17 protein-coding genes and 1 pseudogene are annotated in these 16307 nt (G+C 39.7%); 12 read left to right on the forward strand and 6 right to left on the reverse strand.

The genetic code is table 11. From position 1 onward, the window contains the following. The first annotated feature begins 19 nt into the window (after positions 1 to 19). Both M8E35_RS18880 and M8E35_RS18885 read left to right on the forward strand, forming a co-directional pair. Complete coding sequence (locus tag M8E35_RS18880; RefSeq protein WP_252471230.1) at positions 20 to 388, forward strand: hypothetical protein; 369 nt, start codon at positions 20 to 22, stop codon at positions 386 to 388. A 304-nt stretch (positions 389 to 692) separates the two neighbouring features. Then, positions 693 to 3206 (forward strand): coiled-coil domain-containing protein, encoded by a 2514-nt coding sequence (locus M8E35_RS18885; RefSeq protein ID WP_252471232.1) that lies wholly within the window; start codon positions 693 to 695, stop codon positions 3204 to 3206. A gap of 143 nt (positions 3207 to 3349) precedes the next feature. On the opposite strand, the gene M8E35_RS18890 is transcribed toward M8E35_RS18885, so the two are convergent. Then, positions 3350 to 4522, reverse strand: a complete 1173-nt coding sequence (locus M8E35_RS18890; RefSeq protein ID WP_252471234.1) for an iron-containing alcohol dehydrogenase — start codon at positions 4520 to 4522, stop codon at positions 3350 to 3352. 56 nt (positions 4523 to 4578) lie between these two features. Further along, a complete protein-coding gene (locus M8E35_RS18895) occupies positions 4579 to 5103 on the reverse strand; it encodes a hypothetical protein (RefSeq protein ID WP_252471236.1) in 525 nt (174 codons plus the stop codon). A gap of 299 nt (positions 5104 to 5402) precedes the next feature. On the opposite strand from M8E35_RS18895, the pseudogene M8E35_RS18900 reads away from it, so the two are divergent. The 4 genes and pseudogenes from M8E35_RS18900 to M8E35_RS18915 all read left to right on the forward strand — a co-directional run. Next, positions 5403 to 5729: pseudogene (locus tag M8E35_RS18900) on the forward strand (4Fe-4S ferredoxin); the annotation flags it as partial. Positions 5730 to 5908: 179 nt separating this feature from the next. After that, positions 5909 to 6766 (forward strand): damage-control phosphatase ARMT1 family protein, encoded by an 858-nt coding sequence (locus tag M8E35_RS18905; protein WP_252471240.1) that lies wholly within the window; start codon positions 5909 to 5911, stop codon positions 6764 to 6766. Between the two features lie 217 nt (positions 6767 to 6983). Beyond that, a complete protein-coding gene (locus tag M8E35_RS18910) occupies positions 6984 to 7118 on the forward strand; it encodes a sporulation protein (protein WP_252471242.1) in 135 nt (44 codons plus the stop codon). A 484-nt stretch (positions 7119 to 7602) separates the two neighbouring features. After that, positions 7603 to 8454 (forward strand): DMT family transporter, encoded by an 852-nt coding sequence (locus M8E35_RS18915; RefSeq protein ID WP_252471244.1) that lies wholly within the window; start codon positions 7603 to 7605, stop codon positions 8452 to 8454. Positions 8455 to 8603: 149 nt separating this feature from the next. On the opposite strand, the gene M8E35_RS18920 is transcribed toward M8E35_RS18915, so the two are convergent. Beyond that, positions 8604 to 9299, reverse strand: a complete 696-nt coding sequence (locus M8E35_RS18920) for an MBL fold metallo-hydrolase (RefSeq protein WP_252471292.1) — start codon at positions 9297 to 9299, stop codon at positions 8604 to 8606. 126 nt (positions 9300 to 9425) lie between these two features. Here M8E35_RS18920 and M8E35_RS18925 point away from each other — a divergent pair, with 126 nt between their 5' ends. Further along, positions 9426 to 9794 carry a VOC family protein gene (locus M8E35_RS18925; RefSeq protein ID WP_252471246.1) on the forward strand — a complete coding sequence of 123 codons (369 nt, stop codon included), beginning with the start codon at positions 9426 to 9428 and terminating at the stop codon, positions 9792 to 9794. 25 nt (positions 9795 to 9819) lie between these two features. Here the strand turns inward: M8E35_RS18925 and M8E35_RS18930 are convergent, their stop codons facing one another. After that, positions 9820 to 10071, reverse strand: coding sequence for a hypothetical protein (locus tag M8E35_RS18930; RefSeq protein ID WP_252471248.1), 252 nt, complete (start codon positions 10069 to 10071; stop codon positions 9820 to 9822). Between the two features lie 224 nt (positions 10072 to 10295). On the opposite strand from M8E35_RS18930, the gene M8E35_RS18935 reads away from it, so the two are divergent. The 4 genes from M8E35_RS18935 (at position 10296) to M8E35_RS18950 (ending at position 12559) form a co-directional block, all read left to right on the forward strand. Continuing rightward, positions 10296 to 10868, forward strand: a complete 573-nt coding sequence (locus tag M8E35_RS18935) for a class I SAM-dependent methyltransferase (protein WP_252471250.1) — start codon at positions 10296 to 10298, stop codon at positions 10866 to 10868. 374 nt (positions 10869 to 11242) lie between these two features. Then, positions 11243 to 11461 carry a TetR/AcrR family transcriptional regulator gene (locus tag M8E35_RS18940; protein ID WP_252471252.1) on the forward strand — a complete coding sequence of 73 codons (219 nt, stop codon included), beginning with the start codon at positions 11243 to 11245 and terminating at the stop codon, positions 11459 to 11461. Then, positions 11454 to 12029: an efflux RND transporter periplasmic adaptor subunit gene (locus tag M8E35_RS18945; RefSeq protein ID WP_252471254.1), complete on the forward strand. Its 576-nt coding sequence runs from the start codon at positions 11454 to 11456 to the stop codon at positions 12027 to 12029. Before M8E35_RS18940 ends, M8E35_RS18945 begins: the two co-directional genes overlap by 8 nt. Continuing rightward, positions 12029 to 12559, forward strand: a complete 531-nt coding sequence (locus M8E35_RS18950) for an efflux RND transporter permease subunit (RefSeq protein WP_373887464.1) — start codon at positions 12029 to 12031, stop codon at positions 12557 to 12559. Before M8E35_RS18945 ends, M8E35_RS18950 begins: the two co-directional genes overlap by 1 nt. A gap of 187 nt (positions 12560 to 12746) precedes the next feature. Here M8E35_RS18950 and M8E35_RS18955 read toward each other — a convergent pair whose 3' ends face one another. Both M8E35_RS18955 and M8E35_RS18960 read right to left on the reverse strand, forming a co-directional pair. Next, a complete protein-coding gene (locus tag M8E35_RS18955) occupies positions 12747 to 13589 on the reverse strand; it encodes a patatin-like phospholipase family protein (RefSeq protein ID WP_252471294.1) in 843 nt (280 codons plus the stop codon). Positions 13590 to 14186: 597 nt separating this feature from the next. Further along, entirely contained in the window at positions 14187 to 14957 is a 771-nt protein-coding gene (locus M8E35_RS18960) for an IclR family transcriptional regulator (protein ID WP_252471255.1), read from the reverse strand. A 464-nt stretch (positions 14958 to 15421) separates the two neighbouring features. Between M8E35_RS18960 and M8E35_RS18965 the strand changes: the two genes are divergently transcribed. After that, entirely contained in the window at positions 15422 to 16291 is an 870-nt protein-coding gene (locus M8E35_RS18965) for an FAD binding domain-containing protein (RefSeq protein WP_252471257.1), read from the forward strand. The last annotated feature ends 16 nt before the right edge of the window (positions 16292 to 16307 follow it).

The raw sequence follows: 16307 nt of genomic DNA on the forward strand, positions 1-16307 counted from the left end.
TTGCAAAGGAGACCTATCGATGAATCCGAATAATGAAACCTGTGTTCAGAGAACGCGTTTTGTCTTTAATTATTACGAAAAAAAAGAGTGGTTGGCTGGAGAAAAACCACCCCTGGTTGACATAATTAAGGTAAAGGATGTTCAGCCGGAAAATTTAAGATATTTCGCTGAGTTTATGCATACTCGATTAAATCGTATAGCCGAAATGATGGACATTCTTTTAAAGGTACATGATGATTGGGCAATCACAGGTTGGAAAGACCACATTCTTATGGAGACGGAGTCTTTTGATTTTAATGACTCCCTTAAGGCCTTGAAGGAACATGGTTACCATGATGATGAGTTTGTTTTGAAGGTGGAATATAAGCGCAAATGGGGTGTGCTTTAGATGTCGCGTTTAATGAAATTTGATTTGTACGCTGCAAGTTGATTGTTTGGGGTTAGACCTCGGAGGTGGGTAAAAAGACAAGGTGATTCGTATGAAAATATGCGGAGCACCTTGTTTAACTTTTCATAGTGTTATTTAGACATTATGCAATTGTCATTCGTAAAAGATATTTTTAATCTTATAGTGAAAATTCATGTGAAGTTGAGAAAAAACCAAGATGAGATCTGTCTCTTGTCGGTTGGGTACTTATTCTGAAGTGACAAGCATAGGGTATTTACAAGCTATTAACTGGAGGTGGATAATCTTGGAGACTTATTTTTACGATGATCCTAGAATTAGAAAATGGATTAATCAGATCATTGAAAGAATCTTCACCGTTTGCATATTAACGGGGGTTGGTTCGGATGAAGAATTTCAAAAGGGTTGTCAAATCGTCATGAAACTTACAATGTTATTACAGGATATCCCAAGTTTTCCGTCGGAATTCTTAACTGATGGAGTTAAACAACTGATAGAACAACAGCTTCCTGATTCCCGTGTTATTAATAATTTTCCTAAATTCCAAGTTACCATGGATAGAATGTTACATGAGGGAATATTGAAAGTCACTGATTCCCAAAAGAAAGAGGCTTTCAATAGCATTTTGACTACTGTAAATACTAAAGATAATAACATAAAACCTCATGATAGCTATACCGAGGGTCTTGTGGAAGCATCTTGCATAGAGGGCGTGACCAATTCTGTACTTCCTTACCCTGCCAAGCTTCCTATATCGTACTCAGACATACAGCATACAAAAGCAGAAACCCAAGCCCAGGCGAAAGCAGATGTCCAGGCACTCAAAGAGGATCTAGCGCAGGCAGAAGCCGAAGCGAAAGCAGATACCCAGGCACTCGAAGAGGCTCTACCCCAAGCAGAAGCCCAAGCGAAACAAGATATCCAGGCACTCGAAGAGGCTCTGGCCCAGGCAGAAGCCGAAGCGAAAGCAGATACCCAGGCACTCGAAGAGGCTCTGGCCCAAGCAGAAGCCCAAGCGAAAGCAGATACCCAGGCACTTGAAGAGGCTCTAGCCCAGGCAGAAGCCCAAGCGAAAGCAGATATCCAGGCACTCGAAGAGGCTCTAGCCCAAGCAGAAGCCCAGGCGAAAGCAGATGTCCAAGCACTCGAAGAGGCTCTGGCCCACGCAGAAGCCCAAGCGAAAGCAGATACCCAGGCACTCGAAGAGGCTCTAGCCCAAGCAGAAGCCCAAGCGAAAGCAGATACCCAGGCACTCGAAGAGGCTCTAGCACAGGCAGAAGCTCAAACCAAAACAGATGCTCAGGCACATAAAGAGTCTCTAGTCCAAGCAGAAGCCCAAGCGAAAGCAGATACCCAGGCGCTCAAAGAGGCTCTAGCCCAGGCAGAAGCCCAAGCGAAAGCAGATACCCAGGCACTCGAAGAGGCTCTAGCCCAAGCAGAGATGCAGGCGAAAGCAGATGTCCAGGCACTCGAAGAGGCTCTGGCCCAGGCAGAAGCCCAAGCGAAAGCAGATACCCAGGCACTCGAAGAGGCTCTAGCACAGGCAGAGATGCAGGCGAAAGCAGATGTCCAGGCACTCGAAGAGGCTCTGGCCCAGGCAGAAGCCGAAGCGAAAGCAGATACCCAGGCACATAAAGAGTCTCTAGTCCAAGCAGAAGCCCAAGCGAAGGCAGATGTCCAGGCACTCGAAGAGGCTCTAGCGCAAGCAGAAGCCCAAGCGAAGGCAGATGTCCAGGCACTCGAAGAGGCTCTGGCCCAGGCAGAAGCCCAAGCGAAAGCAGATACCCAGGCACATAAAGAGTCTCTAGTCCAAGCAGAAGCCCAAGCGAAAGCAGATACCCAGGCGCTTAAAGAGGCTCTGGCCCAGGCAGAAGCCCAAGCGAAAGCAGATACCCAGGCACTCGAAGAGGCTCTGGCCCAGGCAGAAGCCGAAGCGAAAGCAGATACCCAGGCACATAAAGAGTCTCTAGTCCAAGCAGAAGCCCAAGCGAAGGCAGATGTCCAGGCACTCGAAGAGGCTCTAGCGCAAGCAGAAGCCCAAGCGAAGGCAGATGTCCAGGCACTCGAAGAGGCTCTGGCCCAGGCAGAAGCCCAAGCGAAAGCAGATACCCAGGCACTTGAAGAGGCTCTGGCCCATGCAGAGGCCCAGGCGAAAGCAGATATCCAGGCACTCGAAGAGGCTTTAACCCAAGCAGAACAAGCCAAGGGAGAAGTACAGTCCCTAGAAGAGGCTCTAGCTCAAGCAGAGATGCAAGCAAAAGCGGACGCCTTGGCATTTGCTGATGCACTTGCCCAGGTTGAAACGAAGCTAGAAGCTATAACCAAGCTAGAACGCGATGAATTAGCTAGAGCTAAGTCTAGCACGAATGATTATTTCATAGAACACTTGCGTAAGGCAAATAGTTCGTTCACTGGAAATGAGCATCAAACGGTTGAACTTATTAAAGTCTCAGATTTATTTACATCTATAGACTCCAAAATTTCTCAATTATTCAGCACTTCTCTAGTTCCTCCGCAGGCGGATCTTCTAGGACAGGTTCTAACTAATATTTTCCCAAAAGGGACTGTCTATTGGAACAAAACTTTAATGGGTCAGAAGTTCCTGGCCCAAATTGAAGATATCTTAATTTACCTTTATGATCCCGAGCATCCGTGTGATCTGAAAAAGTTTAATAGGGTTGGCTGGAAGGTCTTAGTTTGCAGTAATGAAGATCTAACGTTTCCTCGCAGATTGGAAAGACAAATTAGACAAATTCAGCGTTCAGGAAAGGTGTCCGCAACAGGGGGGACATCTCTGTGAGAGATGTGAAATCTACTATATAGAAAGATTGTTGAAGAATCATTCTTACACTTGAATAATGGAACGGTTGAGGTGTTAACATCGGCGAGCATCGCCGATGTTAACATGTTATAGAACTTTAGCCCGGAAAAACTGATATAGCACTAGAATGCTGCTTTATAGAGGCTAATAATGTCTTCTAGCAAGCCTTGTCTTGGATTTGTAAAGAAACAGATATCTTTTAAGGCATTCTGAGAGAGTGTTTCAATATCACTTTCCTTTAGCCCCATCTCACTTAATTTGCTGGGGATTTCAAGTTTGGAACGTAATTTATCAACCGAGTCAATAATTAAATCGACAGCTTGTGATCTGTTATGGGTAATGGTCCCCATGGCTTCACATAATTTCAAAATTCTTTGTTCAGGTATAGAGACGGAATTAAACTCAAACACATAAGGCAGCAAGACAGCGTTATAGTCGCCATGGCTTTGCTGATAAAATCCACCCAATTGATGGGCCATACAATGCACATAGCCCAATCCGGCATTATTAAAAGCCATGCCAGCCATTATATTTGCGAACATCATCTTTTCCCTGGCCTCCAAATCATTGCCATTATCATAGGACCTCGGAAGATACTCAAAAACCAGTTTTAATGCTTCAAGGGCTAAAGAGTCTGTTATTGGAGAAGCTTCGGTGGATACATAAGCTTCTATGGCATGGGAAACAACATCAATACCTGAGCTGGCGGTAACTTCTTTGGGCATTGTTGTCATAAATATTGGGTCGTTGACTGAAATAAATGGTGTCAAAAATGGCGAAGAGATCACCATTTTTACCTTTCTTGATTCATCGACTATTATGCTATACATAGTTAATTCGGCTCCGGATCCGGCGGTTGTATTGATGGCAATTTGAGGTATTCCTAGTTTGGTTATTTTATTATATCCTTCATAATCAATAATCGAACCACCATTTGTAGCCACTGTAGCGATTGCTTTAGCACAGTCATGATTTGTTCCACCTCCGATGGAAATTAACAAGTTGTAATTTCGTTTGAAGACATTGAGCCCTTTATTTAGATAAGTTAAGCCGTCCTCGACAAAAGAAACAGTAGGGTTTGGATGTAATATTCCGTCAAAAATATCGTATGAAATAAATAGACTTTTTAGGATTTTTTCTACATTTTCGACATATCCGAGACTTATCATGTTTTTATCTGTAACAATCAGGACCTTGCTAAGCTTCCATGACAATAATTCGTTTGGAAGGTCTTTGATGGACCCAGTACCGATAAGATTTTTTTTCGGCAAAATGAAATTATGTGTGTTTTCCAACTAGCATATCCTCCGTTATTGTTGATTAAAATCAATATGATGTTGGGTATTTTAAGTTATTCTTTAGTAGTATTCCGTGACTTTTGCACGTATCGCTTTAATTTAATTGAAACTACTCTTCTTGTTTTACGTTCTATGAAACTATTTAATTTATAAAAGCCCCATGTGGCTATGGAAAACCAAGCAGAAAAACCAAGTAAAGGCAATATAAACCTACTAACGGATTTTAAAATACCCAAATCAAGGAGCATTGTATGGTACAATGCGGAAAAAAATATTCCAACAACAGCAAATATATAATTTAAGGGCTTCTGTTTTGGCAAAAAATAAAAATATAAAATAAAAAATATTGACCATGATAAACTGGGAAAAAGATGTACGCCTATGAATCCAAATGGGCCGTAATTTATCCAAGAAAATAGTCCAGTAACATATCCAAAACTATGAACCAGAACATCAATTACTCCACCGAAAATGATTCCATAAATAGACAAACGTTGAATTTCTTGTCGCGGTACATTTGCCATTAAGATTATTGCAAAAATTACTGTAAAGATAGGATAGATAAAGTAATCGGGCATGAATGTTAACCCCTTTTTGCATTGCATTGAGAATTTTAGTTATAATATCCACATCTAAGCTTAATATTCTGGCGAGAGCTGTATTTATACTTTAGACGTTTATATAGAGGGTTGGAATGTTTACCCAATAGGATGATTCCAAAGAAACTACCCCCAATCAATGGAGCCAGGCCTCCAGATTAGGGGATTGCAATGAATAAAAAATAGATAGCAGTCTGGATTTTTCAGATTGCTATCTATTTTAATATTCCCTTATAAAAGTCGATAAGGAATCGTACTTGTTAACTCTGCAAAGACTAGAAAGCAAAGGATTATTTAAGATTGCTGACGAGAAAAGTGAGGAATTAGAAAGAGTGTTGCTCAAAGCAAGTGATAACGGAAAATATCCCATACTTTGCGATACCAGCCCGTGTCTCTATCGAATGAAGCGTGCTTTTAAGTCGGATATTAAGCTTCATGATTCGGTTGAGTTCACTCACGACTTCTTGCTGGATCGCTTAAAGTTCAGACAGGGTCCAGAGACGGTAGCTGTACATGTGACGTGTAGTTCTGTTAAAATGCATATCAGTAATAAATTTAAAGCTGTAGCAGAAGCCTGTGCTCAAAAGGTAATTATGCCTGATGATTCTTCATCTCCACTACCACTTCAGTAACATTCGTTATACGGAGACTCCAATCTCTCTAAAGAAATCAAGAACTTACTAGCTTTAGTCAGGACCTAAGGTCGGCTAAACTTGAAGACGAAGAAGTTCAATCATTTGATTCAATAAATGTTGAAGAATAACTAACGAGGAGGACCCTGCTTGTGAACGTTGCCTTGGATTGTATTCCTTGCTATATAAAGCAAACGATTAATACTTTAGCACAAACTGAAATCTATGAGGAACAAGCGCGAGAAATAATCTATCAGACTCTATCCCTCCTTCCTCAATTAGACCCGCAAGGAATTCCCGCAGAGAACTCGACTATTATTCTCAGAAAGGTCAATGAGCTGATGGGAATCGAGGACCCCTTTCACAGTGCTAAACAGGAGTCCAATGACTTGGCTCTTAAACTCCTGCCCCAGTTAAAAGAGAGGATTCACCAAAGTTTAGATCCGCTCTTTATGTCTTTGCAAATCGCTGTTGCCGGGAATATTATCGATATGGGCATCCTAAAAGATTTTGATGTTGAGGGGAGTATTCGGGAGGCCATTGAGAAGAGCTTTGCCCGGGATGATTACGAGGTTTTCCAGCAAAGACTAAAAGAAGCTCGGAAAATATTAATTCTCGGAGATAACAGCGGGGAAATTGCTTTCGACAGGCTGTTAGCTGAGCAACTGTCCAAACTTGGGATGGAGGTTACATATGCAGTTAAGGATCAACCAATTTTAAATGATGCCACGATGGAAGATGCGGCTTATGTAGGTATGACAGATCAATTCCGCGTAATTTCTAATGGCAGCGGTTTTTTAGGGACAATTCTCAAAGACTGTTCGGAAGAATTCAAACAAGTATATCAGAAGGCGGACTTAGTGATTAGTAAAGGACAGGCTAATTATGAATCATTAGAGGCGCTTGGCAGGGAGGATAGAAGGCTGTATTTCTTGTTGCGAGCCAAGTGTGAGATTGTAGCAAAAGATTTAGGCGTTCAACTTGGTGAAATGGTGTTTTGTTGCAGCTAAGAAGGTTTTTCAAGACACAGTGTGGAAATACTTAGCCATACTAATGAGAAATCAATAAGTCAATTATACGGGTGATATTTTTCCGATTGTCCAAAATGTCACATGTCTTTGTAAAAAGGCAAATTTTCAGGTGTAAAGGGAATGGAAAACGGGAGTATAGGGGTCCGGGTACCAGATTTAGACATTATTATTTGCGTAAATAAGGGAGGTATCGTAAATGATTAAAAAAATCCTGGCTGGGTTAGGCATTGACAGTGTAAAGGTAAACTTTGAAATTAATAATGATGTTGTAGAACTTGGTGGTACAGTAAGTGGAAAAGTCTATGTGAGCGGTGGGGCAGTAGATCAATAGGATTAATATTATGATTCAGATAGATAAAAAGGTTAAAGGATTTTTTGCTAGTACAATTGATGATTTGGACCTTGATGAAAGGCATGTTACCTTTAGTCTTTCAAAGACCAGCTGCGTTCTCCTGAACGAACCTCTGAAATTCTGGCGGAAATTATTCTACAGGAATAATGAAAAAATTTGATTTTTTCTCTTATTTCTCTTTGTGATTATATTTATAATTAGGCCAATCTGATTCTCATCAGAGACCAGATTGGCTTTGTTTATTTATGGCTTCCGTTTGAGCACTCGCAGATTTAGCTCATCAAGCGCCTTTTGCAATAATGTACCAGAAATTACTTTCATAGCATCTTATCGTCTCCTATATTGGGTTATTTCAAATATACTTTAACTCCATAACATTATACTGTTATGAAACTCATATACAAGTACGCACTTTTTTGTGCCTTAAAATAGCAAGATATTATGAAGAAAGGTGACTCAAAAAGTGAACGGAAAATTTAGGATTATAACAGCCATGCTTATCTTTGGAAGTATTGGAGTTTTTGTAAAGAATATTAATCTGTCTTCAAGTGAAATTGCCTTACTAAGAGGAGTCCTCGGAAGTTTATTTTTGATATGTGCCAGTTTTTTTCTAAATCAAAGGCTCTCGTTTAAGTCTATTAGAGAAAATATTGTCATCTTAATTTTATCAGGTTCCGCGGTTGGTTTTAACTGGATCCTTTTATTTCAGTCGTATAAATATACAACGATCTCGAACGCAACCTTAAGTTATTACTTCGCACCGATAGTGGTTATAATCTTAGCCCCCTTTGTTCTTAAAGAAAGACTAACCTTTGCCAAGGCAGGGTGTATTATTTCTGCGATGCTTGGATTATTTCTAATCGTTAGCCTTAGCGGCAACAATACTAGTGGCACGTACAATCACACAGTCGGTATTCTATATGGTCTATCAGCGGCTGTGCTCTATGCCAGCGTCATTCTGATGAATAAATTCATTAAGAATCTGGCAGGGTTTGAAACCACCTTAGTTCAGTTAGTGGTAGCTGTTTTGGTACTTTCACCTTATGTTCTAATTAAAGATCAGCTGGATTTTTCGGGTATGAACACAAAAGCTATAATCTTTATTCTTATACTAGGTATTATTCATACTGGTGTTGCTTACTATTTATATTTTACTTCGATCAAAGAACTTAAGGGACAGACTATAGCTGTTTTAAGTTATATTGACCCTATTTCAGCTGTGATCATTGCGGCGGTGTTTTTGGGAGAGAGCATGAGCTTTGTTCAAATGATCGGAGGGGTTCTCATCCTAGGTTCTACTTTCTTTAGTGAATAACAGGACCATTCATTTCTAATAATGAATGGTCCTGTGGCTTGTATGAATATCAATAGAGTGCACAGAGTTGTACGTACCAAATGAAATAAGCTAAGAAGAATAAATTCTGCTTAGCTTATTACTATGATGGGGGCCGCTACAGCAAAGAATTAAAGTATTAATTCCTGTCCGACTTGGGAAAATTTTAGGATCTGACTTGGGCAATTCTTCATTTTATCTTCGAATTTGTTGGTTATTTCAGGGCTGTCAGCAAAGTGCATAGGAATAAAAATTCGGGGGGCAAGCTCCTGTATAAAGTACTCTGCTCCTGCACTATAGTTTTCCTCGAGCCTCGGGTCGACCGGGAAGAAAGCAATATCAATAGCTTCTCCCTTGATTTTTTGAACTTCTTCCTTAAAGTCCTTTTCTGCTTTCATCATTTCCGCCGGGGTGTCAATCCAGTACCACCAGTTTAAATCCCCTGCATGAAAGAGTCGGATTTCTTCATCTTGGACGAGAAAGGATATGCCCAAGTCTGTTGAATTATAGGCCTTTATTTTTAAGTTGCCAATTTCTAGCTTCTCGTAGGGGGATAGGAAATTAATGTTTTTGTTTTTTTGCGGAAAATTAATATCATAGCTGAAGATGTATTGAATATCGGGTTTGTTTTTTTGCCATTCTAAGATCACTGGGTTAAAATGGTCAGGATGACTATGAGAGGAAAAGATAAAGATATTTTTTGGGCTTTCTCTGACTAAACTTTCAACTGGGCCCTGATAGTAATCAAAGATAAGCAAATTATTATCCGTTTCCACTAAAAAGCCGCTGTGATAAAGATATTTAATTTTAATGCTTGAAGTTCCTATTGTTATCACCTCGTAATGATTATAGAATAAATACTAATACCTATGAGCTAACCAATCAAGTTATGGGATAGGCTTTTCTAGAGAAAATAATCATATAAGCCAAAAATGAGAGGAAGAATTAAAACTATGAAATTTCGATTTGATCACAACAACATCAATGTTTTTAACCTTGAAAAGAGCCTGAAGTTCTACAAGGAAGCTTTAGGGTTAATCGAGGTTAAAAGGCATGTGCAGGCGGATGGGGAATTTATTCTTGTTTATCTTGGAGACGGTGATACTCAACATAGCCTGGAGCTGACTTGGTTAAGAGACAGAACTGAAACCTATAACTTAGGAGAAAATGAATTTCACGTTGCTTTTATGGTCGACGATTTTGAGGCAGCATACCAACATCACAAGAAAATGGGTTGTATCTGTTACGAAAATAAGGAAATGGGCATATATTTCATCAATGATCCAGATAGTTATTGGGTAGAAATTATCCCTGGCAGGTAGCAAAAACTTGGTTGACCTTTCTTGATTAATTGTGTTGCGAATACTCAAAGGTTAATGATCTATCTTTAAATTTATAAATGTCACTTTTTTTCTCCAAGTTCTGGATAACAGTTAAATTCCAATGATGATCATACTTAACCATATAGAATTTTACTTCGTTTTTAAGTTTGGGATTATATATAAAACAGGCGTTTTCCAACTCCAATTCTTCACATTTTTCAATGATCCCCAAAATACGTTTTATGGTTAATTCATCTAAATCCCAATAGGGTTTCATGCTTTCATCTCCCATTCATTAGAAAAAGCTTTTTCTTAGTAAGGTTAACAAGTTACTACTACTACTATACCTACTACTGGAATAAAGTTCTATACTTTAAGTTATAGGGAAGTAATAAAAGTTATGGTACAAATATAAAGGAAGTGGGCTTTAAAGCATTGTGATATTGAAAAGGTACTTATATCAATTATTGATCAAAGTATATAGTTTTTGAGGAGGGCACTGTGACAGTACACAAATTTGATCCTGAAAATCGTAAAAAGCTTAATAGCAAGCAACGTCAGGCTATATTGCCGCCTATTCAGGTTTTAAAGGAGATTGGACTTGGATCTCACGATGCATGGGCAGACATTGGTTGTGGCACAGGTTTTTTCACGATACCGTTTGCTAATGAGGTGAAGCAAGTGTACGCACTCGATATTCGTTCTGAAATGCTTAGTGATCTCAGTGAAAGTCTTAATCAACTCGAAATTCATAATGTAGAGGTCCTTCAATCCGAAGAAAGCCGCTTTCCCTTACCCAATCATTTGATAGACGGAGTTTTAACTTCGCTTGTTTTACACGAAGTGGATCAACCCATTGATTTTTTTCGTGAATTAAATAGAATTCTTCAAATGGGAGGTAGATTGGTGGTGATCGAGTGGGCCAAAGCTTCTACGAAAATGGGGCCACCCCTTGACCACCGATTGTCCATTCAACAGTTGGATGATTGGGCACTTGAAACAGGTTTTATAAAAGTAAAGTCTTGGGAGTGGTCGGAAAATTTCATTGGGATTGAGTATTGCAAAGAACGTTGAGGGACTGGACTTTTTACGGGGGCAATTGATAGTTAGCATTCATTCTAAGCCCTTAGTACTATGAAGATACATCAATAAAAGGTACCGGATATTAGTCCGGTGCCTTTTATTGATGTATCATGCATGTGAATTATAAAGTAGTGCCATTTAAATAAACTTGGCCCAGCCTCTTGATCTCAGAAACAATCAGTAGTAAACTCTGGATACTGATATAGTTTCCTGTGAAGCCGTTAACTATCCCAGACCTACAGGTGTTATTCCAACTGTCTAAGAAGTCCCCAGAGGGGACTAAATGAGAAGAATGTAAAAGGTTTTCAAATTTTGACATTTACGAAGAATCAAAGTATAAATATGGGAAATTCAGGAGGTTCACCATGCGCGAGAGAATTATTGAGGTTGCTACTGAGTTTATTAAACAATATGGATTAAGAGGGTTCACCTTGGATGACATCACCGGTGAACTGAGCATGAGTAAAAAAACTCTCTATAAGTATTTTGCCTCCAAAAACGAACTGATCTCAGAAATCGTACAAAGGGCAGCTGAAATCGAAAGCTCAAGTGGATCTAGAAGCCATACAAAATGCTTTGGCTGATACCGAACTTTATTCTGATATGGCCGGTTATGTGACAGATATCCTCTATAAGGAAGGGGAAAACTTAGCCGCCGGATATCCCGTCATTGTTGTCCGTAACCAAGAACAGGTGATTGATGTCGGACTCGGTCAGACCGATGCCGCGAAAGTTAAGCCAGGGACAAAAGCTGTGGTCAAAGTCGGTAACTTTACCGGAGAGGGAGAAGTAACCCGCATCGATCAAGTACCGGATACTGAAACCCGCACTTATAATACTGAGATTAAATTGACGAAAGAAATTCCGCTTGAAGCCTATTTTATTGGTGCCACTGCGAGTGTTTCCCTGGCTTCCGGCGCAGAGAAAGGCATCTGGATCCCTATCTCTGCTGTGATGAATGATGGAGAAGATTATGTTTTCCTTGTCCAAACCGACCGAGCTGTCAAAAAGAATATTAGCCTTAAAAACACTCAGGGCTTTAATGTCCGGGTCGAAGGGCTTAATTCGGGAGACATCATGGTAACCTCCGGTATGAAAGAATTAAGTGAGGGCATGAAAGTGACTATCGCTCCGACAGCAGGAGGACAATGATGAAAAAGGGTCTAATTTATCAAGTCATCCATAATCGCCGTTTTACCCTTTTCTTCACTTTCATCGCAATCTTGCTCGGACTTTACAGTTACTATGTTATACCCAAACAGGAAAGCCCAAATGTGAATGCGCCGTTTGCAATCATTATCGGTCTGCTTGCTTTCGGCCAGCCCCTATCCTTTACTGCTATGGTAGGGGTTGTCAGCCTAATGGGAGTAGTGATTAAAAATGCGATCCTTCTCATTGAATTTATCAACAGCGCCCGCCAAGAGGGCATGACGGTCACGGATGCCTGCTTCGATGCTGTCGGCAAACGCTACAGGCCAATTTTTCTAAGCGCCATGACCACGGTTATCGGCCTGGTTCCCTTAGCTCTCTCAGGCAGTGACCTGTTCGAACCGTTGTCTGTGGCGATTATGTGCGGGTTAACAGTCTCAACATTACTGACTTTAGTGATTATTCCGGTAATCTATAGTCTTTGGTTTTCAGATGGAACACTTACGACTGAGAAAAATAATTTGACAGTTTAGCGAGAAATCACGACAAAAGAGACCTTATGAATTTTAAACGTCATAAAGGTCTCTTTTGTCTTTAACTAATAATATTAGAGAAAGATTCTGAAAATGTTAATTGAGTAAAGTTTTTGTTGGCAGTTGCTCTTCTGGAGGTAAGTGCCCTTTTGGTTTCTAGAGTACCTGACTTAAAGAATCAAAAATGTTAGACAAATTCCCTAATTCTTTCATAGGAACGTTTAGTATCCTCATATCCTTGCTGAAGCAGTCTGTGGAGCTTTTGGGGATCTTTTTCCAATCGACCGACCTCTAATTCCTTTGAAGGTCTTATGACAACTGCCTTGCCTTCCTTTTCAAGGTGGTCAATATAATCCAGAGTTTCATTATAGTTCTTATAACGGTTTAGCATGGTTTCAATTAATTGGGGGTAATTTCGATATTTCAGTTTTAGCAGAGTGTTGAATTTGCCAGGACGCTTTTTATAGCCTTTGTTTCTGGTTAAAACAATTATATTCTTGGTGTTACCATCTTTAATCGATTTTTTAATGGGTATGGAATCGGAAATACCGCCATCTAATAGTTCATAACCCTTATAACTTACAATAGGGGATAACATTGGCAGGGAAGCGGACGCCCTTAAAGCCTGGAATTGCTCACCTAAATCGTTCTTATTCAGATACATCGGTTGACCAGATCGGCAGTCGGTTGCTCCGACCAAAAAAACACCAGGAGACTTATAAAAGGTCTCAAAATCAAACAAAACATGTTTATTGGGAATCTCATCAAAAATAAAATCCATACCGAAGTATGATTTGCTTAAGATTAGATTTCTTAGACTCATGTATCTCCAATCCTTAACGAACCCAATAATAACCTTTTCATTTCTTCTCTGTTGCCTGGAAATATAGGAAACAGCATTGCATGCTCCAGCTGAGACTCCTATTACATAATTGAAATATAAATCGTTTTCCATAAAATACTCCAAGACACCACAGGTATATAGTCCACGCATACCTCCGCCTTCAAGTACAAGTCCTACATTTTCCATATTGAAACACCCCATCATTTTATCCTCTCCTTAAGCCAAAGGAGCAGGGCAGTGAAATATAACACATATTACAGTCATCCTCTTTGAAAGATAACATTAAATTGTGCTATTGCCTCAAGCTAAGCAGAAGCTTCGACCAAAAATATTTAGGCCCCGAAACCTAGAATAACTATAGCATGGCAACTTTTAACATTCAACTAAAGGTCTGTAGGAGACAAAAAGCAATACTAAACGCCATTTGAAAATAAGTGACTTAACCTAAAAAAGCAAGGAGCACGTTGTGTCTACTAAAACGTGCTTCTTGCTTTTTAGGTTATTGGTTTCTCTTTAACAGAAAAAATACAAAAACCCCATGAACTTATACCAATTACCTAATCAAACAGCGGTTGAGGCCATCTAGAACATAAACTCCCGTTGCATTACGGGTATAGGGGGGAGTTTGAGGGTTAACAATTTACCAATGTGAACACTTAGGAAGTTCTAAAACTTGGAACGAAAATTTGGAAAAATGTGAATATTGAATGGTTTGTTGGCTGAAATATAGAAATTATGATAGGCATAACAAATGGAGCCGTTCAACCAGTTTTCATATTTTGACTAACCCACAAATTCGGTTATTTCCTTAGAGAAATTTTTGGCAACCTCTGCGGCAAGTTGCATCTTATCACCAGTGAAAGAATTACTAAATCCTACAATATATATTGATGCTAAAAATAGACCGCTTTTGTCAAGCAGAGCTACACTCACAGCGTTAACCCCATGGAGATATTCCTGAAAATCAGTGGCATACCCTTGTTTGCGCACCTTTTGAAGCTCAATCAAATATTCATCAACATTAGTAATGGTTTTTTCTGTAAATTTAGGCAAGCCTCTCTCCATAATTATCCTTTTTTGGGCATCGTCCTCTAAATTTGCTAAAAAGGTCTTGGCAGATGATCCGGCAAAGAAAGGGAGTCTAGTCCCAATAGGAGCAGATATTTTTAATTCTGAGGAGCTTTCAGCCTTTTCGATGATTGTTAGACCGTCCTCATCAAAACGGCCTAAGAAGACCGTCTCAGCAAAATCGTGCGCCAATTGGATCATATACGGACGCGCTATGCTCCTTAAACTAACTGAAGCTAACGATTGATTACTTAGTTGGATCAAAGCAGGCCCCAGCCTGAATTTTTTGTTTGATTCATCTTGGCGTAAAACACCTAAATCAAGAAATGCTTGAGTAACTCCATATACGGTACTTTTATTAAAATTTAATTGCCGTGAAATATCGCTTACACCCAATGTTCCCTGGGCTTTAGCAATTTCCTTTAAAATAGCAAATGATTTATATACCATGGGTGCGCTGTAATTGTTACTCTCTTTTGGAGCCATATTTATCACCGGTTGACCTTTCGTTAAAATATTTTCGAATATTCGATACTCTGGCAGTCAGTTGAAATTCTATACAATAGATATATATTATAATCACATAAATTACAATTAAGCAATGACTAATAACAAAAAATAGGATTACATATAAATTAATCCAATTTGGCTTAACTATTTCATATAAACAGGCTATAGCAAAATTTTTAGCGGAGTCAGGGTAGATTGAAGTGAATTGAACGGTATTCAAATAAGACGTATTGTCAGAAAAGTATGATATTTTCATTTTGGAAGGTAACTTTAAGCTGATCACCGATAAATTTCTACCGTTCGGCGCGGTCTGCTTTTTTAAAATCATACTGCATGATAAAATTAAACTACTATAGGAAATGGTGTTTCCTATAGGAAACAAAATGATTTTTTAGTCATCAAAGGCCTAATACTAATCTTTATTTGAGGAGGGGATTAATATGTATCTACCTGATTTTGACTATTATGCGCCAGATAGTTTAGCGGAGACATGTGAAGCGCTTGAACGTTTTGGTGCCAAAGCCAAGGTCCTATCCGGGGGTACCGACATAATTATAAAAATGAAAAGTGGACTTCTAAGCCCTGAAGTTCTAATTTCCCTAAAGAAATTAGAGGATCTTAAAAAGATCGACTACGTTAGTAAGAAAGGTGTTGTTATCGGAGCTCTATCAACGCACAATGATTTAGTTAATTCTAAAATATTAAATGATAGATATCTGTCTGTTTCCGAAGCTGCACATAATATGGCCTCTAACCAGATTCGAAATATAGGGACTGTAGGAGGTAATCTTTGCAATGCAGTTCCTTCAGCAGATCTTCCCCCGATTCTTATAGCTTTGGGAGCTACAATTAAGCTCGTTGGAACCAAAGGCGAAAGAGTGATGTTATTAGAGGATTTGTTTACTGGTCCTATGAAGACTGTAATAGCCGAAAATGAAATTTTAACAGAAATCGTTATACCTGATCAATCGTCAACTGGGAGTAACTACATCAAGTTCGGACTGCGTCGGTCGGGAGCACTGGCGGTAGTTGGCATTGCAGTGGCAGTAACCGTAAACGGAGGAACAATTACGGAAGCTAAGATTGCAATTGGCGCTGCAGCTCCAACACCCATTCGGGCCCGTGAAGCAGAAAAATTCTTGCAGGGAAAAACTATTAGTGATGATCTGTTGGCCGAGGCAGGGGTGATTGCTTCCGGCGAAAGCAAACCTATTTCCGATATCAGGGGTTCAGCCGAATATCGACGTGACTTGATTCGAGTGCTTACCAGGCGGGCATTGTACAAGGCTATTAACGAGGGGCATGTATAAGGAAGGGGGGAGAAAA

The sequence above is a fragment of the Desulfosporosinus nitroreducens genome (assembly GCF_023897015.1).
GTDB classification, from domain to species: domain Bacteria; phylum Bacillota; class Desulfitobacteriia; order Desulfitobacteriales; family Desulfitobacteriaceae; genus Desulfosporosinus; species Desulfosporosinus nitroreducens.

Excerpts from the sequence above, each read along its gene's own strand:
- M8E35_RS18925 (WP_252471246.1), top strand. The coding sequence starts at position 9,426 with ATGAAATTTCGATTTGATCACAACAACATCAATGTTTTTAACCTTGAA.
- M8E35_RS18910 (WP_252471242.1), top strand. The coding sequence starts at position 6,984 with ATGATTAAAAAAATCCTGGCTGGGTTAGGCATTGACAGTGTAAAGGTA.
- M8E35_RS18960 (WP_252471255.1), bottom strand. The coding sequence starts at position 14,957 with ATGGCTCCAAAAGAGAGTAACAATTACAGCGCACCCATGGTATATAAA.
- M8E35_RS18880 (WP_252471230.1), top strand. The coding sequence starts at position 20 with ATGAATCCGAATAATGAAACCTGTGTTCAGAGAACGCGTTTTGTCTTT.
- M8E35_RS18940 (WP_252471252.1), top strand. The coding sequence starts at position 11,243 with ATGCGCGAGAGAATTATTGAGGTTGCTACTGAGTTTATTAAACAATAT.
- M8E35_RS18965 (WP_252471257.1), top strand. The coding sequence starts at position 15,422 with ATGTATCTACCTGATTTTGACTATTATGCGCCAGATAGTTTAGCGGAG.
- M8E35_RS18895 (WP_252471236.1), bottom strand. The coding sequence starts at position 5,103 with ATGCCCGATTACTTTATCTATCCTATCTTTACAGTAATTTTTGCAATA.
- M8E35_RS18950 (WP_373887464.1), top strand. The coding sequence starts at position 12,029 with ATGAAAAAGGGTCTAATTTATCAAGTCATCCATAATCGCCGTTTTACC.
- M8E35_RS18930 (WP_252471248.1), bottom strand. The coding sequence starts at position 10,071 with ATGAAACCCTATTGGGATTTAGATGAATTAACCATAAAACGTATTTTG.
- M8E35_RS18955 (WP_252471294.1), bottom strand. The coding sequence starts at position 13,589 with ATGGAAAATGTAGGACTTGTACTTGAAGGCGGAGGTATGCGTGGACTA.